We start from the raw sequence: 21,151 nt of genomic DNA, 5'->3' as shown, positions 1-21,151 counted from the left end.
TTTACTCACTTAGTGGGATATTGCTTTGCATTTTTGTGATTAGGTTTTGAACCTCTTGTTTGTTGCTTACTTGGCTCAGATAGGCTTCAAGCACTTTTAGAGCATCTTTTTTATTGCCTACATTATACTTTGATTTAGCAAAAATAAGCCAGCCATCAGCGTTGTTTTTGTCTAAATTATTTAGCTCAAATGCCCATTTGGCTGCGTTTTTATAGTCTTTTTTAGCATAATAATCTCTTGCTAAAGCGAGGGCATCTTTTGGGTCTTTGCTATTTTTAAAATGTTCTTCTATGCTCTCTAAGCTTGGCTTTATTGGTGTTGAACTGATTGTTATATTATTTTTACTACTTTTATTATTATAGTCTGGCTGTATTTCTGTGCTTTTTATATTTATGGCTGGCGTGCTGTTTGTAGGGTCATATTCTGGTTCTTCAATTTGCGTTCTATATAAAGGCTCTTTTGATATAGCGCTTTCTGGCACTTCATTAAAATACCCACTTAGATCAATTTCAGCTAGCATTGCCTCTTCTTCTTTTATTTTTGCTCTAGCTTTTTCTTTTAGGGCTTGCTTTTGGGCTTTTTTGATATCTTCTTCATTATCTTCTATTTGCTTGTCTGGCTTGGCATTTGCATATTCTTGCTCTTCTTTTTTATTTTGTTCGTTTTTTGCTAGTTCTATACTAGAATTTTTTGTAGCATCATCAAAAGAATAAAAAATAGCAGTAGCTAAAAGCAAAGTAGCAAACAAACAAGCAAGCAAATACTTTAGCAATCGTTTTGCTTGTCTTTTTGCGTATAATTTTTCTAGTTTTGCAACTTCTATAGTATCAAGCATTTAACATTCCTGTATCAATAGCTGCCATATCTATAACCTTTGATATAGCACTACGGGCTTTACTCGGGCTGCGTTCTTCGTAATACTCTAGTATCTCAAAAAACTTATAAAGTAGCTTATTTAAAAGGCGCAGATTGCCACTGCAGTATTTCCAAAGGTTTTTTAGATTTGCCTTGCTAAATATAGCAAAAGTACTTTCAAAGCCGTGATAAGCAAGCTTTTTTTCTATATACATTTTTGTCTCATCCAAGCTACAAGGCTCAAACTCCACGACCTCCCAAATGCGTGTTTTAAAATAGTCTTTTGCTAGCACATCTTCTTTTACTGTTTTATGAATAGTAAAAACTATCTTAAAATACCTAGTATCAGCCATAAGACGAATTTTTTCAATTAGTTCTTTTGGGTAGAGCTGAGATTCATCTAGCATTAGCAAAATCTGGCGCAAAGGCGTGCCACTCATAGCATCAGTTTTTACATTTGCTCTAAAATATGCTAAAAGCTCATCTACATTAGCAAGCAAAGAAATATTTATACTCTCACAAATTGCCTTTACGAAATCGCTTTCTTTAAAAAAAGGCTGCGGAAAGAGTAAAATTTCTCTATCATCTTTTAAATCAGAGTAAATTTTATGTAATAAAAAAGTCTTTCCACTACCTGGCTTACCAAAAAATAAAATAATTTTTAATGGTTTATCAAGCGCAGAACAAATCTTACGATATGCTATTACGCTTTTATCAAGCTTAACATAATCATGTTCGTTTATGCTATCAAGAAAAATATCTTTTATCTTGGTATATGGATTTTGCATTAAAATAATCCGTCGCTAAATCCAAGACTTTTTAAAGAGTCTTTTAGCTTATTGCCCTCATCAATATCAACTATACGTGGAGTGATGATGAAAACTAACTCTGTATTTCTAAGAATCTTTTTTTCACTTTTAAATAAATATCCTAGCACTGGAATATTGCCTAGACCTGGGACTTTTGTAGTTCCATCGCCACTTTCTTGGCTGATTAGTCCACCTAGAACTACAGTATCGCCGCTGTTTATATGAACTACACTTGAGAGCTTTTTTTGCATAGTATCAGGAGCGATAGTTCTTGGGGTATTTTGCCTAATATTGTCTTCTTTGTATTTGAAGGTATTTAGGCTAGGATTTATACGAAGCATAATTTTGCCATCATCGCTGACCTCAGGCAAAAGATTAAGTAGAATTCCTATAAAAGTAGAATATTGCTTGATATCTACATTTTCAGTTTTTGTTTCTGTGCCTATTATGGTGTTTGTGATTTGATAATTTATATTATCACCTACTGAGATTAGGGCTTGCTGGTTGTTCATTGTCATTATTTTTGGACTTGAGACTACACGGGTTGTGCCTGTAGTATCAAGGAAGTTTATCACACCTTCAAGGTTTATATTTACAGCACCTTGTAGAATGAAGCCACCACGAATTGGATTCATACTAGGTGTAACTATATCCCAAGCTGTGTGTGTATCGTTCCAACGACCAAAGGTAAATTGGCTTGGAGTTGCTGGATTGCCGCCTAAGTAGCTATTAAAAGATAGATCAAACTTTGACCAATCAACGCCTCTTTGATACTCGTTATTTAGATCAACTGAGACTATGCGGACATCTATCATTACTTGTTTTTTAAGGCTTTTGTTTAGCTTAGAGATATACTCCTGAACCCTTTCAAGCTGTGCTTTTGTACCTGTTACACTAACAAGTCCGGCGTTTGAGTTTACTACTGGCAGTGGTGCTTTAAAGCCTTCTTTGCCATTATTCATAATAGCTTCAATTTCACCAGCCATTCTCTCCCAAAAATCAAATTTTTCAGTAGTTTCAATGATATTTTCTTGATTTTTGGTATCTGTATTTGTATTTGTGTTTGTAGTGTCATCTAGCTGGATTGGGGCTGAGTCAGCTGAGGCTTTTACTACTGCTCTTCCTTCTCTAATAGAGGTTATATAATCAACCTTAAATATCCTAGTATCCACAGATGATATGTTAAGAATATTTTTTCTAAATGAATATATCAAATCATTTTGAGATAATAAAATATTAAAGATTTCATGTAAAGTTAAACCCTTAATATTTAGGCTTGAGACAGTGCTTGAAAGCGTTTGTGTGGCGTCTTTATCTCCAGCTTTTATCACTACGCTAAAACCACACTCGCCAGAGAGCTGATCTAGAATTTCTTTAATACTAATTGTCTCAATTGTAGTTATACTAAGAGCTCTATTATTACAATTGCTAGCTTCTAAGCTAGAAGAAAAAGCAAAGCACAAAGCTAAAGCTAAAAATATTTTATTTAATTTCCAAACCATCTATTTTTCCTTTTTTTAGTTTTTTAGTAAAGATATTTCCATCTTTTTCTTGTAAAAGAACGCTGTCTGTTTTGATATCTACGATTTTCGTAGTGCCGATGCTATCACCCTTACTTAGCCAGTTTTCTCCAACTTTGATTTTAGAACCTATTAGCACTTTTATGGCATTTTCACTAGAACTACCTAATGCTGGCAAATCTTGCTTGCTTACTTTATCGTATTCAAATGGGTCTTGAATATTTTCTAGAATTGCCTTATCTAGAATTCTAACGCTTTGCATTTTTTTTATTTTATCTTCTACAAGACTAGAGACTTTATTGCTAGAGTTTTTGTCATTTACCACTACTACATCGGCTATGCTTTGAGCTAGAGCTAGCACACCAAAAAACATCGTGTAAAGTAAATATCTAATCATTTTTAAATCCCCAAGTAATGATATTTAAAACACAATTTAAAGAACCATTTTGTCCTTTTATATCAAAGTAACTTATATCGCTGATTTCTTTTGTACTTTCTAGCACATATATGTATTTAAGAGCATTCTCAAATCTTTTTGCATTAAAGCTTACATTTAAATCATACATAGCATCTAGCTTATTTGGAAGAATTTCTTTTGTGTTATTTATGATTTTTGTGATTTGAACACCGCTTCCTATAGCTTTATTTGAGACTTCGTTTATGTGAGTTGGTAGCTCAGAGCTATTAAAAAACGCCTTAGCAAACTTGGCTGTATTGCTAACATAAATTTTTTTTTGGCTTTCTAGCTCACTTATTTTGCCTACATTTTGGTTTAGAGCTTTTTCCATATTAGAAATAGCAGTTTTTATCGTCTCTATGCTTGTGGTTTTTGCTAATTCTTGTCTAGTTTTGTCAAGATCAGATGAAAAACTCTGCTTTAAGCTCTCACACATTGGAGCCAAAACAAAAGCAAGAAAATACAAAATCACAGCAAAAGCTGCTACAAAATATAAGGTTTTATTCTTGCCTACAAAATAATCATCTAGTTTTTGTAACTGTTCTTGCATATCTATTTTCATTTTATAAATCCTACCGTGATGTTGCTTTCAAACAAAGCACTATTTGTGTTTTGCACAGAAATTCGTTCAGTAGTTACCCTAAACTTACTTGATTTATCTATTTTTTCTATCAAAGCTGTGATTTTATTATCATCATCGCTTATTATGTGTATATTTGCTTCGTTGTTTTTAAAGTTTATATGCGTAGTTTTTACCTTTACATCGCTGATTAAAGCACTAATATCACTTAAAAACTCAGCCTTTGATCTATAATTAAACTTCTTATCTTGGCTTTCATCTAAAAGTTTTTTGCTAGTTGCTATGCTAGCTTCTAGTTCATTAATTTGCTTTTTTTGGTTATCTACTTGTTCTTTTTTGCTTTTATAATCAGGCTCAAGGATAGATAGTTCTTTTTTTATGTCTTGTAATTTTGACTCTTCAAAATGATTTATACCAAAATAATAAAGCGCCGAACCAAGCTCATAAATAGGAGCAATAAGCCCTAATACACAAGCGATAGCCACCACAGCCAAAAACTGACCCCCATCACGCTTTAAAAAAGCCGGTGGACGAGAAAATGCTGTGAAGTTTAAGCTATCATCTAAAATATATTTAGCATAATAATACCTTATAGTATTCATGCAGCTTGCATCAAGGTCGCCTGCTTCAAATTTTTTATTAAAGTCAAAATCTATGGTTTCTATAGATAGTTTTTGATTTATTAGATTTGCTAGACCTGGAATTGCGCCTATGCTAGAGCCTATAAAAACCTTGCTTATACCAGCATTTGCTAGGCTTGCTGTGCTATTAAATACATCTGAGATGTAAAACGCCATATCATCAAGCACGCTAAAAAACGCACCATTTACACCTTCATTTTTAAGCGAGTTTAAAAAGTCTTTTAGTTCTATATTAGCACCGGTATTATTTTTGTATTGTTCGCAAAGATTAGTTAGACTATACCTGCCAAAACCACGAGTAAAGCCAAACCCGCCCTTGTTATAAAGTGCCAAAAAAGCATCATCATTATCTAAAAATAAAAAGCAGTGTGTTTCATTAGCATTTAAAACCCTAGCTTCATAAAGCCCTTCAAACAAAAATGGATCAGGGATGATTTTATCAATATATTTTAGTTCTGAGACAACATCTTGCAAGCCTTGGCTCAAAACTTCATAATTTAGCGCATAGCTCTCATAACTATTTTCGCCTACAATGCGTGATTTTACGATATATTCTATCTCATCATTTAAGCCTAGATTTTTTCTAGTTTGAACTACTATATCATTTTGTAGCTCTTCACCATTTAGCATGCTTTGAACACGAGTATTTTGTATATCTTTTAGCTTTATACTAACGATTTTAGTAGCATCTTTATTTACTTTTTGTAAAGATAATACTTTTAAGCTATTTTCTTCAAAGCAGTAGGCCAAAGATTTTGCTACATCTATACTTACAATACTAGTAGTGCCAGCATTTTTGTTAAACAAGCCAGATAAATCCACTACATTCCCTTCATATAAGAATTTATTTACTAAGAATTTATTTACAAACTTAAAAAAATGTGATTTTACTACTTTTAAGCTATTTAGTCAAGGGTTAATCAATAAATTTGATTAACTTTTTTTCATCTTTTAGCCAGTTTTTCTCCACTACTACTTCAAGGCCTAAATACACCTTTTGCCCACTTAGTGCTGAGATTAGCTTTCTAGCACGAATTCCTATATTTTTAAGTGCTGAGATAAAAATACCCTTGTGGCTAGCATTATCTGTAATGATGAGAGCTTCTATTCGCAGCATATCGCCTTCGCTTACATTTTTTACTCTAACTTCTGCGCTATAAGGCAGCTCCTCACTCACACACTCAAATATCGCTTCTAAAATAAATTCTCTATAAATATCCTTTGCCATAGCATCACTTAGATTTTCGCTATCATAGTAGTGTGGGGCTTCGGGTAAGATTTTTGAAATCTCGCTTAAAAGCTCTCTTTTAAAAACTGCTTTTTTGGTGCTAACTGGCACTATTGCGCTAAAATGCTCGCTATATTTAGCATACTCTCTAAGCTTGGCAAATAGCTGTTCTTTTTTTGCTAAGTCAATTTTAGTAATTGCTACTACATGCGGCAAAGAGCTATTCATCTCTAAAAACTTCTCATACACGCTAGTATCATCAAAAACACTAGCGCAAAACAAAATAGCATCACTGCCCTGGGAGGCTAAAAGCGCACGCTCATTTAGAATTTTATTCATAGCTTTTTGGCTATCATTTAGTCCTGGAGTATCAGTAAAAATTAGCTGATTGTCCCCATCCATCACTATAGCTTTTAAAAGTCTTCTAGTAGCATTTTGCTTGTGAGATACCATAGCGATTTTGGTATTTAGTAGGTAGTTTATAAGGCTTGATTTTCCAGCGTTTGTGCGGCCTAAAACTGCGATAAATCCAGATTTTGGCATTTTACATCTCATGAAGTAGCTTGCCAGCAGCGTTGTAGCGAATGGTAGCATCTTTTTGGAGCAAAACAGCGATTTTTTGCTTGATTTCTCTTACCATTTGCTCAAAATCCCTTTGCCCTACGCTTTCTTTGCTATCTAGCACTACTATTATTTGACCCTTTTTTTCACTAACCTTGACATCATAAAGTAGTGGTTCATAAATAAGTAAAATATCTTCTTTTATTGTTTTTGTGATGTCTTGAGGTACTACTTCTATAGCCTGGCCAGCTAGCAAAAACGCACAAAACAAAGAGCTAAAAAAGAGCTTTTTTAACATAAATTTTCCTTGATATTTATAAAAAACACGCAATTTTATTTCAATACGCCTTAAAAAGCACTAAAATCAAGCAATTTTAAGCTTATTTAGTTATTATTCGCTCTCTTAAACTAAGATAAAAAAGGACAAAAAATGAGCTATGATGAACTAGAACTAGAAGCGCTAATTCAAGAAAATCTTGAAAACTGCAAGGATTTTGACAATCTTGATGATGAGGAACTCTACACACTTGTAGAGAGTGTGCGTGAGTACACAGATGGCGATATAGAAGAAGCCTACGAACAGCTAAATCAATACTCGCCGATATCTCGCAAGCGTCTAGCTGATATTTATCCAGATATTTTCTTAAACAAATGAAAAAGCTTTTTTTAGTATTTTTTGCTTGTTTTAGCCTACTTTTTGGCAAAGAGCTTTCTTTTACGCAAATTGGCAATGGAGAGGCTTTCGTGCTAATCTCACCTAATCAAAAAGCCAAAAAGCTAGTAATAGCAGGTAAAGAGCGAAGCTGGATAAATCATCCTAGCAAGGCTGGGTATAAGTTTGCCATTATCTCAGCCAAATACGCTAGCAGTGGCGAAATAATAGTAAATAACGGCGATGAGAAGCTGGTTTTTAGCATAAAAACTCTGCCTTATAAAAAAGAGCGAATCACAGTAAATCAAAGTCGTGTAACCCCACCAAAAAGCGTCCAAAAGCGCATAAAAAAAGAACGAGATGAAGCGAACAAAATTTATGCTACTTTTACCCCAGAGCTTTTTGTCTCAAAGCCTTTTGAAGTGCCACTAAATAGCAAAATAACAAGCCCTTATGGCGGTGCTAGAATGTTTAATGGTAGCTTAAAAAGCTTTCATAGCGGCACAGATTTTAGAGCTGCTGTGGGCGTGAAAATCCCAGCTAGCAACGATGGTATCGTGCGCATCGCAAAAGACCGCTACTACGCAGGCGGCAGCGTGATTATAGACCACGGCTCTGGCATCTATACGCAGTATTATCATCTAAGTCGCGTGGATGTCAAAGTAGGCGATAGAGTAAGCCAAGGGCAAATCGTAGGACTTAGCGGAGCTACTGGCAGAGTAAGTGGCCCGCACTTGCATTTTGGAGTATTTGCTGGTGGAACACAGGTAAATCCTATGAGCTTTATTAAGGAATTTAACGAAAAACTTTTTTGAATATTAAACTCTAGGAATTCTAGAATTCCTAGAGTTTAATTTTAAAAATTTTATTAGGAATTCTAGAATTCCTAGATTAAAAAAACAGCAAAAACTAGAATTCCCAGAGTAATTTCAAAATTAAAAACCTAGGAATTCTAAAATTGTTAAACTAGAATTCCTAAAACTAGAATTCCTAAGACTAAATTTGGAATTCCTAAGATTAAAACTAGAATTTCTAGCAATAAAATATCCCCTAACCCCTAAAAGAATATAGGAATTCTAGAATTCCTAGAAAGCTTACGTATAAAATCTAGAATTCCTGGAGTAATTTCAAAATAAAAACTAGAATTCCTAGAGTTTAGTTATAAAAATTTTATTAGTAAATCTAGAATTCCTATATTAAAAAATAGTAAAAAACTAGAATTCCTAAGATAAAAAATACCCCTAACCCCAAAAGAATATAGGAATTCTAAAATTCCCAGAAGTATTTATCTAATTTTTTTTATACTTTTTTTGCCAAGTTTAAAGATTGCTGAGCCCTTGCCTTGGCTTAAAATATCAGCGTCAAAAATCTCATCAGCCACGCTTTTTGCCCAGTTTATATCAAAATTTTTGCCGTGTTCGTTAGCACTGGTGCTATACGCCCAGCCACCCTCAAAGCTAGCTAAAAACTTAGCATGCCTAGCATCTTTTACACAGCGCAGACAAAGCCCGTTTGGATAGATAAAGCTCGTTTTTTTAGCCCTACGCACAAGGGCTTTGTGCGCCTTTGGCACCCTAGCAAAGCCCTTTAAAACGCATAAACTAGCCACCGTTATCACACAAGGCTTGTCCTTAGCTCTGCCTTTTAGCACATTAAGTTTTGCTTTATCTTGGCTTAAAAGCCCTGCTGTAGTGTCGCTCTGGGCTAGATATATCATTTTAGAAAGTATTCTATTTGCGTTACTACTCGCACTCTTTTTTTGTCTTCTAAGCCACCGCTAGCATTTTCTATGCTAAAAACTCCTTGGCTAGCATTTTTTATTTTGCCAACCTGGCTATTTGAGTCCTTGGCAAACTTAACTGCTACTTCTCTTGCATTTTTGGTAGCTTCTTCTATCATCGCAGGCTTGATTTCATTAAGGGCAGTAAACTCATAGTTTATTTTATTGTCAAAATCTTGCTGTATCGCAATGCCAGAGCTAATAAGAGTCTGGCTGTCTTTAAAAGCTGCTTGAAGCTCTTTTATCTTGCTTGTTCGCACTAGCGTCGTAGCCGTGGCAATGAAGGTGTAGCTAATGCGACTTTTATCACTATACATATCTAAACTTGTATCAGTAATAGAGGCTGGAAGCACGCTAAAATCATCACTGCTTAGCCCATGAGCCAGCAAAAACTCGGTGATTACAGCATTTTTTGTGTTAATTTCGCTTTGTAAAGCGGCTAGTTCGTTGCTGCCAAGCGAGTAGCTCATACGCCAAATAGCAAGGTTTGCATCCACCTCACACTGGGCCAGTCCACGCACTAGCACGCTAGCTTTTGGCTGCGTGGCTACGATAGCACTAACACCCAAAACAATAGAAGCTATAACAATCGCAATGCTAAGAAAAAAATAATTTTTTACCATTTTGTTTTCCTTAAAAATTCGGCATTTTTTACATTAGTGTTTATTATATAAAAGATAACCGCAAAACTAAGCAAACTGTCTTTTGAGTGCTTAAATTATCATAATTTATCCATAAAAGACAAGCCTTAGCCCAAATATTCTTGTAGGCTTTTTACCTCTTTTGCGCTCTCAATGCTAGCAATAGCATTTGCTGAAATCATAGCCGTGCGCATATTTGTAAAATAAGGCACACCAGCTTTTAGCACCGCTTGGCGGATAGCAGCAGCGTCGCCTTGCTTGCTTTTATGACCGCTAGTGTTTATTGCTAGGGCGATTTCGCCGTTTCTTATGCTATCTTCTATATTTGGGCGACCCTCGCTGATTTTAAAGACCATTTGCGCCTTAACTCCCCTGCTTTCAAAATGGCGGAAAGTCCCACCAGTAGCTAGTATCTCAAAGCCTAGCTCGCTAAATTTCTTTGCCAAAACCGCACCTTGTTCTTTATCGTGATCAGCTAGGCTGATAAATACCTTACCAGAGCTTGGCAGAGCGTTTTTAGCAGCTTCTTGGCTTTTTACAAAGCTTGCTTCAAAAGAGTTGCTAATCCCCATAACCTCACCGGTGCTTTTCATCTCAGGGCTTAATAGCACATCAGCACCTGGCATTTTGTTAAATGGAAATACACTTTCTTTTACGCAAATATGGCTTTTTGTATTTGCTTTGTAAATGCCGTTTTGTTCGGTTACCACACCAAATTTATCGTAGAATTTAAGAGCCTCTAACAAATCGCCTTGATACATCACGCGTGTTGCGACTTTTGCTAGTGGCATACCAGTAGCCTTGCTGACAAAAGGCACGGTGCGGCTAGCCCTTGGATTTACTTCTATTATATATAGCTCGTTTTCATATATCGCCCACTGGATATTCATTAGCCCCACCACGCCAAGGCTTAGTGCGATATCTTTGGTAGCACGCTCCACTTTTTCTATCATTTCAGGGCTTAGCGAGAGTGGTGGCAAGATACTTGCGCTATCACCTGAGTGGATTCCAGCCTCTTCTATGTGTTCCATAATTGCGCCTATATATACATTTTTGCTATCACTTATAGCGTCCACATCAAGTTCAGTTGCGTCTTGTAAAAACTTATCAAGCAGCACCGGCGAGCTACCACTTACCTTTACAGCCTCGCTCATGTAAGCTTCTAGCTCGCTTTGGTTTGCTACTATTCTCATAGCCCTGCCGCCAAGCACATAGCTAGGGCGCACTAGCACTGGATAGCCGATTTTCTCAGCCTTAGAAATAGCCTCAGCCTCGCTTGTAGCTGTGTCGTTTTTAGGCTGTTTTATGCCAAGCTTACTTATAAACTCGCTAAATTTCTTTCTATCTTCTGCGATGTCTATTATGCGAGCACTGGTGCCTATGATTTTTGCGCCTACCATGCTTAGTTTTTTAGAGTATTTTAGTGGAGTTTGACCGCCAAAGTGTACTATCACGCCATCTGGTTTTTCGTGTTCTATTAGCGTGCGCAAATGCTCAAAAGAAATCGGCTCAAAGTATAGCTTATCGCTAGTATCATAGTCTGTGCTTACAGTTTCTGGGTTGCAGTTATACATTATGCTCTGGACACCCATATCTTTTAGCGCAAAACTAGCATGAACACAACAATAATCAAACTCTATGCCCTGCCCTATGCGGTTTGGGCCACCACCGATTATTAGCACTTTTTTGCGCTCAAATTGTGGCAAAAGAGCTTTTTCTAGGCTCTGAAATTCTTTGATGCCTTGGCTATTATCCACAGCATTATCCACGCCTACACTGCTGTATAGATACGGCGTGAGCGCAGGAAACTCACCAGCACAAGTATCTACCTCGTGATACTGCGCTACTATGCCAAGGCGAGTTCTAGCGTAGAATATATCATTTTCGCTAAGCCCAAGATCATCATTTTTATTTATAAAATACGCTATCATTTTATCGCTAAAGCCCATGATTTTTGCTTTGCGAAGTAACTCTGCGTCATTTAAAATATCCATATTTAGATTTTTTTCAAAATCTACAATCTCTTTAATCTCATTTAAAAACCAAGGATCAATATGACAAAGGCTACAAACCTCATCTATGCCCATCCCAGCTCTAAAAGCCTGCGCTACATAGAGAATTCTTTTTTCATGCCCATTTCTAAGCCCAACGCTTAGTTCTTCATCGCTTAAACTTAGCTCATTAAAGCCATAATAGTCTTTCTCTAAGCTACAAAGTGCTTTTTGAACGCTTTCTTTAAAGGTTGCACCTATTGCCATTACCTCACCCACGCTTTTCATCGCTGTGCCAAGATATGGATTTGCCCCAGGGAATTTCTCAAAAGTAAATCTAGGAATTTTAGTAACAATATAATCAATCACCGGCTCAAAGCTAGCTGGAGTGCCTGTGATATCGTTTTTTATCTCATCTAGGCTGTAACCTACTGCTAGCATGGTAGCTACTTTTGCGATAGGATAGCCAGTAGCCTTGCTAGCCAGAGCAGAGCTGCGGCTAACGCGTGGATTCATCTCTATTACAGTCATGCGGCCTGTTTTTGGGTTTATTGCAAACTGCACATTAGACCCACCAGTATCCACGCCTATTTCTCTTAAAATAGCAAAAGAAGCATCACGCATTCTTTGGTATTCTTTATCAGTTAGTGTTAGGGCTGGGGCAACTGTGATACTATCTCCTGTATGAATTCCCATAGGATCAAAGTTTTCTATAGAACAGACAATGATGCAGTTATCTTTGTGATCTCTGATAACCTCCATTTCATATTCTTTCCAGCCTAGCAAGCTCTCTTCAATGAGAATTTCATTTATAGGACTTGCTTCTATTCCAATCTCAGCTAGACTTCTAAACTCGTCCATATTATACGCTACGCCGCTACCTGCACCACCAAGAGTGTAGCTAGCCCTGATTATAAGTGGAAAGCCTATTTCATCAGCTGCTCCAAGGGCTTCTTCAAGGCTATGAGCGTAGGCTGATTTTGGCAGATCCATACCGATTTTTTGCATAGCTTTTTTAAACTCTACTCTATCCTCGCCTTTTTTGATGGCTTCTGGATTTGCACCGATAAACTTCACATCGCCCAAAAGCCCTTTTTCGTATAATTCCATAGCAACATTAAGTGCTACTTGTCCGCCCATAGTAGGTAAAATAGCATCCACTCGCTCTTTTTTTATAATGCGAGAAATAGCATCAGCAGTAATAGGCTCTATATAAGTAGCATCAGCAAAGTCTGGGTCAGTCATGATTGTAGCTGGGTTTGAGTTTATAAGAACTACTCTATATCCTAGTTCTTTTAGCGTTTTAGCAGCCTGCGTACCACTATAATCAAACTCGCAAGCCTGACCGATTACAATAGGTCCTGAGCCTATTAACAAAATGCTTTTTATATCTTTTCTTTTTGCCATTTTTTATCCTTTTGTGATTACATAAAGATACGATGGGACTTTGACATCCGCCGCCGGTTCTACCACTGCTGTTATGTAAATAGTCTCGTCTATTAGCTCAACTACCTTGCCCACTGCAATTCCTCCAAAAAATATCCCATCTAATCCACTAGTATAAACCTCATCGCCTACTTGTGGTGTTAGCCATTTTGCTATATATTTTACTTCTATATTTTTTCCATTACCCTTAGCGATTCCTGGGATTTTTTCCTCGCCGATATAGACTGCGAACATGCTCTTTTGGTCGTTTTGTAATACAGCCAAAGGGCGGTCATTTTGATTTATTACAATTCCAGCTGTTTTTCCATCACTTAAAAGTCCATAGATTTTATTGCTATCAAATTCCTTAAAATCTAGCCAAATCTTGCTATGGTCGCCAATTTGTGCGTAGCTCAGGGCTCGCACTTTTCTAGATTCTGGCACAAAGCTTGAGTTAATATCCCTCATAACCTGGGAGAGTTCATAGCTAAAAGCTTCGCTAAGTGCGGCTTTTTCTTGTAGCTTTTCATTTTGCTCTTTTAGTTCTTTTATAAGCCTAACTTGAGCAAAATGCTCATCAAAGCTATCTTTAACAAAACTAGCAATAGAATAAATCTGCCCAACTACAAGATTTGTAGCATCTATAAAATATTTTTTTAAACTATCGCTAGCATAAAATGAAATTAAAACAATATATCCAATTACTAAAAAAAACTTTAACTTACTCTTCATTTGTTAGTGTTTGTAAAAGTACAATCTCTTCTAGTGCCTTGCCTGTGCCCTTTGCTACTGCTAGTAGTGGTTCGTCTGCTACATATACTGGTAGTTTTACAGCATCTGAGATGTATTTATCTAGCCCACGGATGAGTGCTCCACCACCAGTTAGCACTACGCCGCTTTTAAATATATCGCCAACGATATCAGGTGTCATACGCTCAAGGACAAATTTTAACGCATCTACTATTTCTTTTAATGGCTCTTCCATAGCCTCTCTTGCATCCTCGCTAGTTAGTTCTATGCTACTTAGTAGGCGTGTGATTTGATCGCGACCTTTTACATTCATAGTTAGTTCTTTTGGTAGCTGGACTGCACAACCAATTTTTATTTTTATATCCTCTCCTGTGCGCTCGCCGATTACTAGATTGTGTTTTTCACGCACATAGTTTACTATTGTTTCATTTATCTTATCACCAGCTACACGGATTGATTTTGAGATTACTAGACCGCCTAGGCTAACTACGCCTATTTCAGTAGTTCCTCCACCGATGTCTACTACAAGGCTGCCTTGTGGCTCCATTACTGGCAGATTTGCGCCTATTGCTGCTGCCATAGGCTCTTCTATCAAAAACACCTCTCTAGCACCAGCTGAGAGAGCACTTTCTCTAACAGCCTTTCTTTCAACCTGAGTTAAGCCATAAGGCACTGAGATGATGATTCTAGGACGCAAAAAGCTTTTGCGGCGGTGAGTTTTTTCTATAAAATATCTTATCATTTTCTCAGTCATATCAAAATCAGCTATCACGCCATCTCTCATAGGGCGGATTGCCTCTATGCCACTGTGAGTTTTGCCAACCATTTCTTTTGCTTCTCTACCCACAGCTAGGATTTTTTGCTGACCGTATTTGCCACGCTCTACTGCTACTACGCTAGGTTCATTTATTACTATACCTTTATCTTTTACTAGCACCAAGGTATTTGCAGTTCCAAGGTCTATTGCCATGTCACTAGAAAACAGCCCCACCAAACTATCTAAAAACATTTTTTCTCCTTGAATTTTGTTAATTATATAGGGAATTCTAGAATTCCTACTAGAATTCCTAAAAGTTTTTTTTGACCTTTATTAGCATTTATAGGGAATTCTAGAATTCCTAACAGTTTATTTGACCTTTATTAGCAAAGGTTCAGCCTTTTTATCCACTACATCTTTTGAGATGTGAACCTCATATCCATTAAGCTCAGGCAAATCAAACATTATATCAGTCATCATCTCTTCCATAATCGAGCGAAGTCCACGAGCTCCGGTTTTGCGCTTGATAGCTAGATTTGCTACCTCACGCACAGCCTCATCATCAAACATCAGCTTCGCTCCATCCATAGCAAAGAGCTTTTCATATTGACGAAGTAGAGCATTTTTTGGCTCGGTTAGGATACGCACCATATCATCAGTAGTGATTTCATTTAGCGTAGTTATGCTATGAAGCCTGCCGATTAGCTCAGGGATAAGTCCAAAATGAACCAAATCATCAGGTTCTACAAGCGAAATAGCATTTTGCCTTTCTTTTTTTCCACGGCGATTTTGGTTAAATCCAAGGACATTTTTGCCTACTCTGCGTTCAATTATTTCATTTAGCCCATCAAAAGCCCCACCACAAACAAACAAAATATTTGTAGTATCAATTTGTACAAACTCTTGATTTGGGTGCTTTCTGCCACCATTTGGCGGGATATTTACGCTGCTGCCTTCTATGATTTTAAGCAAGGCTTGCTGCACGCCCTCTCCACTTACATCACGAGTGATAGAGCGGTTTTCGCCCATTCTAGCAATTTTATCTATTTCATCAACAAAAACTATGCCTTGTTCGGCTTTTTTGATATCGCAGCCTGCTGCTTGATAAAGCTTGGTTAGTATGTTTTCTACATCTTCGCCTACATATCCAGCCTCAGTTAAACTTGTAGCATCGCAGATTGCAATAGGCACATGTAAAAATCTAGCCAAAGTCTGCGCCATTAGCGTTTTTCCAGAACCAGTTGGGCCTATTAGCAGTATATTTGACTTTGCTAGTTCGGTATCATCATCGCTTTGTTTAAAAATTCTTTTATAGTGATTATACACGCCCACGCTAAAGACTTTTTTAGCTCTTTCTTGCCCGATTACATAGTTATCAAGCACGGCTTTTAGCCCCTTTGGTGTGATAGTATCAAAAGCTACGCAATCTTCGCTAGTTTCTACTTTTTTCTCATCGCCATGAAAGGCGCTAAAAGCAGCATTTGCGCAGTATTCGCAGATAAAGGCACTATCATCATTATTTGTAAGCAATTTTCTTTCGCTACTTTCAAAATTCCCACAAAAACTACATTTTCTCATTGTTTTCCTTTATGCATAGGAATTCCCCTAGTAGTATTTAGTATAAACTCAGCCATTTTTCTTACTTGCTCGCAGTCATGATTTGTTAGCTGTGCTGCGATTTCTTTTATATCATGGGCTTTTTGTAGCTTGCGAAATGCGCTGTGAATCTCATCGATTACTTCTTTATTAAATCTACGCCTTAGCCCCACTACATTTAGTCCACGGATATAGGCTCTATTTCCCTCAGCTAGGCAAAAAGGCACTATATCTTGACTCACGCCACTAGCACCTGCTATCATGCAGCCCTCGCCTATACGCACGAACTGATGAATAGGCGTAAGCCCACCAACAACGGTAAAATCGCCTATTTCTACATGCCCAGCCAAAGTTGCGTTATTTGCAAAAATTATATTATTCCCCACTTTACAGTCATGGGCTATATGGCAATACGCCATTATAAAGGCATTATCGCCAATTTTCGTGCTACCATCGCAGTGTTCGTTTTTAAAAGTGCCTGAGTTAATAGTAGCAAACTCTCTTATAACAGAGTTTTTGCCGATTATCACGCTCTCAGCCCCACTTGGTTTGTGCCCTATATCCTGACAGCCTTCGCCTATTATAGCGTAGCTATAGATTTTGGAGTTTTCGCCGATTTTGGTATTTCCTACAAGCTTTGCGCCTGATTTTACCACGCAGTTATCACCTAGCTCAACACCAGAGCCCACATAAGCAAAAGGTTCTATAACTACGCCAGAGCCTAGCTTTGCGCCCTTTTCTACTATTGCTTTATCGCTTATCATTATTTATCCACCAGCATCGCACTTAGTTTGCTTTCACAGCATAGTTTGCCATCTACATAAGCCTTTGCGCTCATCACCCACATAGAACCACGGTGCTTTAGCACTTCTATTTCATAGTCTAAGCGATCTCCTGGACGAACCGGAGAGCGAAACTTTGTCTCATCAATGCTAGTAAAATATACAACTTTAGTGCTTATATCCATGCCCTCATCGCTTTTAAAAGCTAGCACGCCACCAGCTTGCGCAAGACCTTCAATAATCATCACGCCTGGATATATGGGATGCCCTGGAAAATGCCCCTGAAAAATCTGTTCGCCTATGGTGATATTTTTGTAAGCCTTAATACTCTTGCCAGCGTCAATTTCAGTTACTCTATCAATGAGCAAAAAAGGAAATCTATGTGGCAAAATTTCTTGAATTTGCATAACATCTAGCATTATTTGTCCTTAAAAAATCTATAAAAAAATCTCGCAATTCTAGCTAAATCAATGTTAAAATATGCTTATTTAAAAAGTTTTTTAGCAATTTTACTAGTTTAGCAATTTTGCTAGAAAATATATTTCTTAAAATAAACTTACATTTTTGAGCTAATTTTAATTTTTATTAGTAGAAAATGATGTAATGCCAACAAAGCTTGATGCGCTTTTTGCCAAAGAAACAAAATTCTAGAATTCCCCAGCACAGCATTTTTAAAGATATTTGCCTTGCTTGGAATTTTTTATATATTAGCTGAGGGCACAGGGGTATTTTGATAAAAATGCTTAGCATTTTATAAAACATAGTATCTAAATCATTGTTATTTTTAGATTATTTAGATACTATATAATCAATCACCGGCTCAAAGCTAGATCAAGTATTTTTTAAAATTTTTAATGAATTTAAAAAAATAGGATAGAATTGCACTTTTTAAAAACACAAAAAGGATGTAAAAATGCGCACAAACTGGTGTAAAGAGCGAGAAAATCATGCTACACCCACACAACTATACTACGCAAAGCAAGGTATAATCACACCTGAGATGGAATTTGTCGCTAGAACTGAACTACTTGAGCCTGAGTTTATTAGACAGCAAGTCGCAGAGGGCAAAATCATCATCCCAGCAAACATAAACCACACAAACTTGGTGCCTATGGGCATAGGCAGAAGCCTAAAAACCAAAATCAACGCAAACATAGGATCTAGCGCACTTACAAGCGGTCTTGAAGAAGAGATAGAAAAGCTTAATGTCTGCTTAAAGTACGGTGCTGATACTGTTATGGATCTAAGCACCGGTGGAGATTTAGACCAAATCCGCCAAGGTATCATAAAAGCAAGTTCTGTGCCTATCGGCACCGTGCCTATGTATCAAATAATCCACGATATCGGCGATATGGAAAATCTCACCTTAGAAATCATGCTTGATTGCCTAGAAAAGCAAGCAAAACAAGGCGTGAGCTACTTTACAATACATGCTGGAATGCTTTTAGAGTTCATGCCTTATGTGGGCAAGCGCAAAATGGGAATAGTAAGCCGTGGTGGCTCTCTCATGGCTGCGTGGATGATGAAGCATCATAAACAAAATCCCTTTTACGAAGCCTTTGATAAAATCTGCGATATCTGCGCAAAATACGATGTCGCACTCAGCCTTGGTGATAGTCTTCGCCCAGGCTGCCTAGCTGATGCTAGCGATGAGGCGCAACTTGCCGAGCTTGCAGAGCTTGGTCGCCTTGGTAGAAGAGCAAGAGAGAAAAATGTCCAAGTAATGATAGAAGGTCCAGGTCACATACCTTTTGATCAAATTGAGTTTAACATGAAAGAAGAACAGCGTCTTTGCGATGATGCGCCTTTTTATATTTTGGGGCCTTTGCCAACTGATATCGGTGCAGGATACGATCATATAACAAGCGCGATAGGTGCAACAATGGCAGCATATCATGGTGCTAGCATGCTTTGCTATGTAACGCCAAAAGAGCATTTAGGTCTGCCAAACGCAGCAGATGTAAGAGACGGTATAATCGCTCACAAAATCGCCGCTCACAGCGCAGATGTGGCTCTAAAACGCCCAGGTGCTATTGAGAGAGATCACAAAATGAGCGATGCTAGGTGGAATTTTAGATGGAACGAGCAGTTTGAGCTAGCACTTGACCCTGATAAAGCCCGCGAGCTTCACGATGAGAGCTTGCCAGAAGAAGGCTTTAAAGAAGCTAAGTTTTGCTCAATGTGTGGGCCAAAATTTTGCGCGTATAAAATCAGCCAAGAAGTAGCTAACCAACGGATTGCGGAGCAAAAAAACACCTGCGAGAGCTACCCGCAAGAATAATAGCGCATTTTTAGAATTATAAAGCTAATTTTTGAGAATTCTAGAATTCTAGAATTCTCATATATCTTTAATTAGCTTTTTATATATGATATAAAAATTATTATTAAAAACTTTAATAAAAATTATCAAAATTTTAGTCAAAGATTTATCAAATTCAGCTAAGATTTTAAAAATTTTTAAAAGGCAAAAAAAAATGAACGAAGAAATCTTAAATAAACTTAAAGGCATTATTTATCCGGGCTTTAAAAAAAGCATAGTAGATTTTGGCTTTGTAAAAGCTACCCAGCCAAAGGTTGTTGTACAAATCCCTAGCGCAAAGCCTGAAATAAAAAATGAGCTTGAAAAAGCGATATCTGCCCTTGGCTTAGAGTGCGAAATACTCACACCAGTACCACAGCAAGCTAGCAGTCCACAAAACAAAAACATAGCCCCACAGATAAAAAACTTCATTATGATTTCAAGCGGCAAAGGTGGCGTTGGCAAAAGCACAACCACGCTAAATCTAGCTCTTAGCATGGCAAAAATGGGCAAAAAAGTAGGAATTCTAGATGCTGATATTTACGGCCCAAATATCCCTAGAATGCTAGGCTGTGAAAATGAGCGTGCCTACGCTGTGGGCGATAAATTAAAGCCTATTACCAGCCACGGACTTGAAATGATGAGTATGGGTGTGTTAATTGAGCCTGGACAAAGTCTAATTTGGCGTGGGGCAATGATAATGAAAGCTATCACGCAGCTTCTAAATGAAGTGGCTTGGGGGAGTTTAGATGCTTTATTTTTGGATATGCCTCCTGGCACAGGCGATGCGCAGCTGACCTTGGCTCAAAGCGTGCCAGTTAGCCTTGGTGTGTGCGTTACCACACCTCAAAGCGTAGCGCTTGATGATTGCAGCAGAGCCCTTGATATGTTTAATAAACTTGGCATTAAGCTAGGTGGCGTGGTTGAGAATATGAGTGGCTTTATCTGCCCTGATTGTGGTAAAAAATATGATATTTTCGGCGGTGGAGAGGCAACTGAAAAATTAGCGCAAAAATATAGCACAAACATAATCGCTAAGGTGCCAATTGAGCCTAGCATTAGGCAGGGAGGCGATTTGGGCAAGCCAGTTGCTTTCTATGAACCAAATAGCAACGCTGCCAAAGCCTATGATAAAGCAGCGGCTGTCCTTTGGGACGAACTAGAAAAGCTAAAAAGCGCAGGTGGTGCTAGCAATTCTAGCATACAACCTCACTAAAAGCAATTCTAGAATTTTACTAAAAATTTATCTAGGAATTCTAGAATTCCCTAGGTAAAAATACTAAAAAAATAAGAACAGCCATGAGTTTAAACGAACTAAAAATAAACCAAAGCGCAAAAATCATGCGTATCACAGCTGGCGATGAGCTTAGAGATAGACTTTTTAGCCTTGGTCTTAGCGAGGGCAAAAAACTGCTAAAAATCAACTCAACACTAGGCAAAAACACCGTAGCCATCGAGCTAGAACGCACCTGTGTGATACTTCGCAGCAACGAAGCTGAGCATATTTTTGTAGAACTAAACTAAAATTTTTTGAAAAATATTACAAAATTTTCTTAAAATTTAACCAAAAATTTATTTTTTTTATTTAAAAAAAATAAATTTTATGCTATAATCAAGCCCGAATTTTAAAAAAGGAGATACAATGTTTGGCAATTCAAAAGAACTAGAAGTTCTTAAACAACAACTTGCAAACGCTCAAGAGCTAATCGCTCAAAAAGACAATCACATTAACGAGCTTGAAAAAAAGCTTGAAAAGGTTCAATTCGAGTTCGCTCAATTCCAGGAAAAATGCTTTATCGAGGCAATTGAAAGCATGAACAAAGGCGT

Annotated in this window: 21 protein-coding genes; 5 read left to right on the top strand and 16 right to left on the bottom strand. The window is 37.3% G+C overall.

What is annotated here, in order from left to right:
* Position 1 precedes the first annotated feature (1 nt).
* The 8 genes from PTQ34_RS05495 to PTQ34_RS05460 all read right to left on the bottom strand — a co-directional run bounded on the left by PTQ34_RS05495 (position 2) and on the right by PTQ34_RS05460 (position 6,949).
* Positions 2–835 carry a CDC27 family protein gene (locus PTQ34_RS05495; RefSeq protein WP_273932524.1) on the bottom strand — a complete coding sequence of 278 codons (834 nt, stop codon included), beginning with the start codon at positions 833–835 and terminating at the stop codon, positions 2–4.
* Complete coding sequence (locus tag PTQ34_RS05490) at positions 828–1,643, bottom strand: ATP-binding protein (protein ID WP_273932523.1); 816 nt, start codon at positions 1,641–1,643, stop codon at positions 828–830. Before PTQ34_RS05490 ends, PTQ34_RS05495 begins: the two co-directional genes overlap by 8 nt.
* The gene (gene mshL, locus PTQ34_RS05485; RefSeq protein WP_273932521.1) at positions 1,643–3,166 is read right to left on the bottom strand and encodes a pilus (MSHA type) biogenesis protein MshL; all 1,524 of its coding nucleotides are present in this window, start codon (positions 3,164–3,166) and stop codon (positions 1,643–1,645) included. The genes PTQ34_RS05490 and mshL overlap by 1 nt, the downstream gene beginning before the upstream one ends.
* Positions 3,147–3,581 carry a hypothetical protein gene (locus PTQ34_RS05480; protein WP_273932519.1) on the bottom strand — a complete coding sequence of 145 codons (435 nt, stop codon included), beginning with the start codon at positions 3,579–3,581 and terminating at the stop codon, positions 3,147–3,149. The genes mshL and PTQ34_RS05480 overlap by 20 nt, the downstream gene beginning before the upstream one ends.
* The gene (locus tag PTQ34_RS05475; protein ID WP_273932517.1) at positions 3,574–4,203 is read right to left on the bottom strand and encodes a hypothetical protein; all 630 of its coding nucleotides are present in this window, start codon (positions 4,201–4,203) and stop codon (positions 3,574–3,576) included. Before PTQ34_RS05475 ends, PTQ34_RS05480 begins: the two co-directional genes overlap by 8 nt.
* Positions 4,200–5,684, bottom strand: a complete 1,485-nt coding sequence (locus PTQ34_RS05470) for a coiled-coil domain-containing protein (protein WP_273932515.1) — start codon at positions 5,682–5,684, stop codon at positions 4,200–4,202. Before PTQ34_RS05470 ends, PTQ34_RS05475 begins: the two co-directional genes overlap by 4 nt.
* Positions 5,685–5,778: 94 nt before the next feature.
* Positions 5,779–6,645: a GTPase Era gene (gene era / locus PTQ34_RS05465; protein WP_273932513.1), complete on the bottom strand. Its 867-nt coding sequence runs from the start codon at positions 6,643–6,645 to the stop codon at positions 5,779–5,781.
* The gene (locus tag PTQ34_RS05460) at positions 6,635–6,949 is read right to left on the bottom strand and encodes a hypothetical protein (protein WP_273932511.1); all 315 of its coding nucleotides are present in this window, start codon (positions 6,947–6,949) and stop codon (positions 6,635–6,637) included. Before PTQ34_RS05460 ends, era begins: the two co-directional genes overlap by 11 nt.
* A 132-nt stretch (positions 6,950–7,081) precedes the next feature.
* On the opposite strand from PTQ34_RS05460, the gene PTQ34_RS05455 reads away from it, so the two are divergent.
* Together PTQ34_RS05455 and PTQ34_RS05450 are read left to right on the top strand one after the other, a co-directional pair.
* The gene (locus PTQ34_RS05455; protein ID WP_273930642.1) at positions 7,082–7,306 is read left to right on the top strand and encodes a hypothetical protein; all 225 of its coding nucleotides are present in this window, start codon (positions 7,082–7,084) and stop codon (positions 7,304–7,306) included.
* Entirely contained in the window at positions 7,303–8,118 is an 816-nt protein-coding gene (locus PTQ34_RS05450) for a M23 family metallopeptidase (protein WP_273932510.1), read from the top strand. The genes PTQ34_RS05455 and PTQ34_RS05450 overlap by 4 nt, the downstream gene beginning before the upstream one ends.
* A gap of 470 nt (positions 8,119–8,588) precedes the next feature.
* Here the strand turns inward: PTQ34_RS05450 and PTQ34_RS05445 are convergent, their stop codons facing one another.
* The 8 genes from PTQ34_RS05445 to fabZ form a co-directional block, all read right to left on the bottom strand.
* A complete protein-coding gene (locus tag PTQ34_RS05445) occupies positions 8,589–9,020 on the bottom strand; it encodes a Sua5 YciO YrdC YwlC family protein (protein WP_273932508.1) in 432 nt (143 codons plus the stop codon).
* Positions 9,017–9,706: an SIMPL domain-containing protein gene (locus PTQ34_RS05440; RefSeq protein ID WP_273932507.1), complete on the bottom strand. Its 690-nt coding sequence runs from the start codon at positions 9,704–9,706 to the stop codon at positions 9,017–9,019. Before PTQ34_RS05440 ends, PTQ34_RS05445 begins: the two co-directional genes overlap by 4 nt.
* 125 nt (positions 9,707–9,831) lie before the next feature.
* Positions 9,832–13,122, bottom strand: coding sequence for a carbamoyl-phosphate synthase large subunit (carB, locus tag PTQ34_RS05435; RefSeq protein WP_273932505.1), 3,291 nt, complete (start codon positions 13,120–13,122; stop codon positions 9,832–9,834).
* A gap of 3 nt (positions 13,123–13,125) precedes the next feature.
* Positions 13,126–13,872: a rod shape-determining protein MreC gene (gene mreC, locus PTQ34_RS05430; RefSeq protein ID WP_273932504.1), complete on the bottom strand. Its 747-nt coding sequence runs from the start codon at positions 13,870–13,872 to the stop codon at positions 13,126–13,128.
* Positions 13,862–14,899, bottom strand: a complete 1,038-nt coding sequence (locus PTQ34_RS05425) for a rod shape-determining protein (protein ID WP_273932503.1) — start codon at positions 14,897–14,899, stop codon at positions 13,862–13,864. The genes mreC and PTQ34_RS05425 overlap by 11 nt, the downstream gene beginning before the upstream one ends.
* A gap of 117 nt (positions 14,900–15,016) precedes the next feature.
* The gene (gene clpX / locus PTQ34_RS05420; protein WP_273932501.1) at positions 15,017–16,225 is read right to left on the bottom strand and encodes an ATP-dependent Clp protease ATP-binding subunit ClpX; all 1,209 of its coding nucleotides are present in this window, start codon (positions 16,223–16,225) and stop codon (positions 15,017–15,019) included.
* Entirely contained in the window at positions 16,222–17,007 is a 786-nt protein-coding gene (gene lpxA, locus PTQ34_RS05415) for an acyl-ACP--UDP-N-acetylglucosamine O-acyltransferase (RefSeq protein ID WP_273930650.1), read from the bottom strand. The genes clpX and lpxA overlap by 4 nt, the downstream gene beginning before the upstream one ends.
* Positions 17,007–17,444, bottom strand: coding sequence for a 3-hydroxyacyl-ACP dehydratase FabZ (gene fabZ / locus PTQ34_RS05410; RefSeq protein WP_273932499.1), 438 nt, complete (start codon positions 17,442–17,444; stop codon positions 17,007–17,009). The genes lpxA and fabZ overlap by 1 nt, the downstream gene beginning before the upstream one ends.
* Before the next feature lie 494 nt (positions 17,445–17,938).
* Between fabZ and thiC the strand changes: the two genes are divergently transcribed.
* The 3 genes from thiC to PTQ34_RS05395 all read left to right on the top strand — a co-directional run bounded on the left by thiC (position 17,939) and on the right by PTQ34_RS05395 (position 20,848).
* Positions 17,939–19,306, top strand: a complete 1,368-nt coding sequence (gene thiC, locus PTQ34_RS05405) for a phosphomethylpyrimidine synthase ThiC (protein WP_273932498.1) — start codon at positions 17,939–17,941, stop codon at positions 19,304–19,306.
* 193 nt (positions 19,307–19,499) lie between these two features.
* Positions 19,500–20,540, top strand: a complete 1,041-nt coding sequence (locus PTQ34_RS05400; RefSeq protein WP_273932497.1) for an Mrp/NBP35 family ATP-binding protein — start codon at positions 19,500–19,502, stop codon at positions 20,538–20,540.
* An 83-nt stretch (positions 20,541–20,623) separates the two neighbouring features.
* Positions 20,624–20,848 carry a FeoA family protein gene (locus PTQ34_RS05395; protein WP_273930655.1) on the top strand — a complete coding sequence of 75 codons (225 nt, stop codon included), beginning with the start codon at positions 20,624–20,626 and terminating at the stop codon, positions 20,846–20,848.
* Positions 20,849–21,151: the final 303 nt, after the last annotated feature.

The organism is Campylobacter magnus (assembly GCF_028649595.1).
In the GTDB taxonomy this organism is placed as follows: Bacteria; Campylobacterota; Campylobacteria; order Campylobacterales; family Campylobacteraceae; genus Campylobacter; species Campylobacter magnus.
Note: the sequence above shows the minus strand (reverse complement) of the source record. Positions and strands in the feature narration are given on the sequence as shown.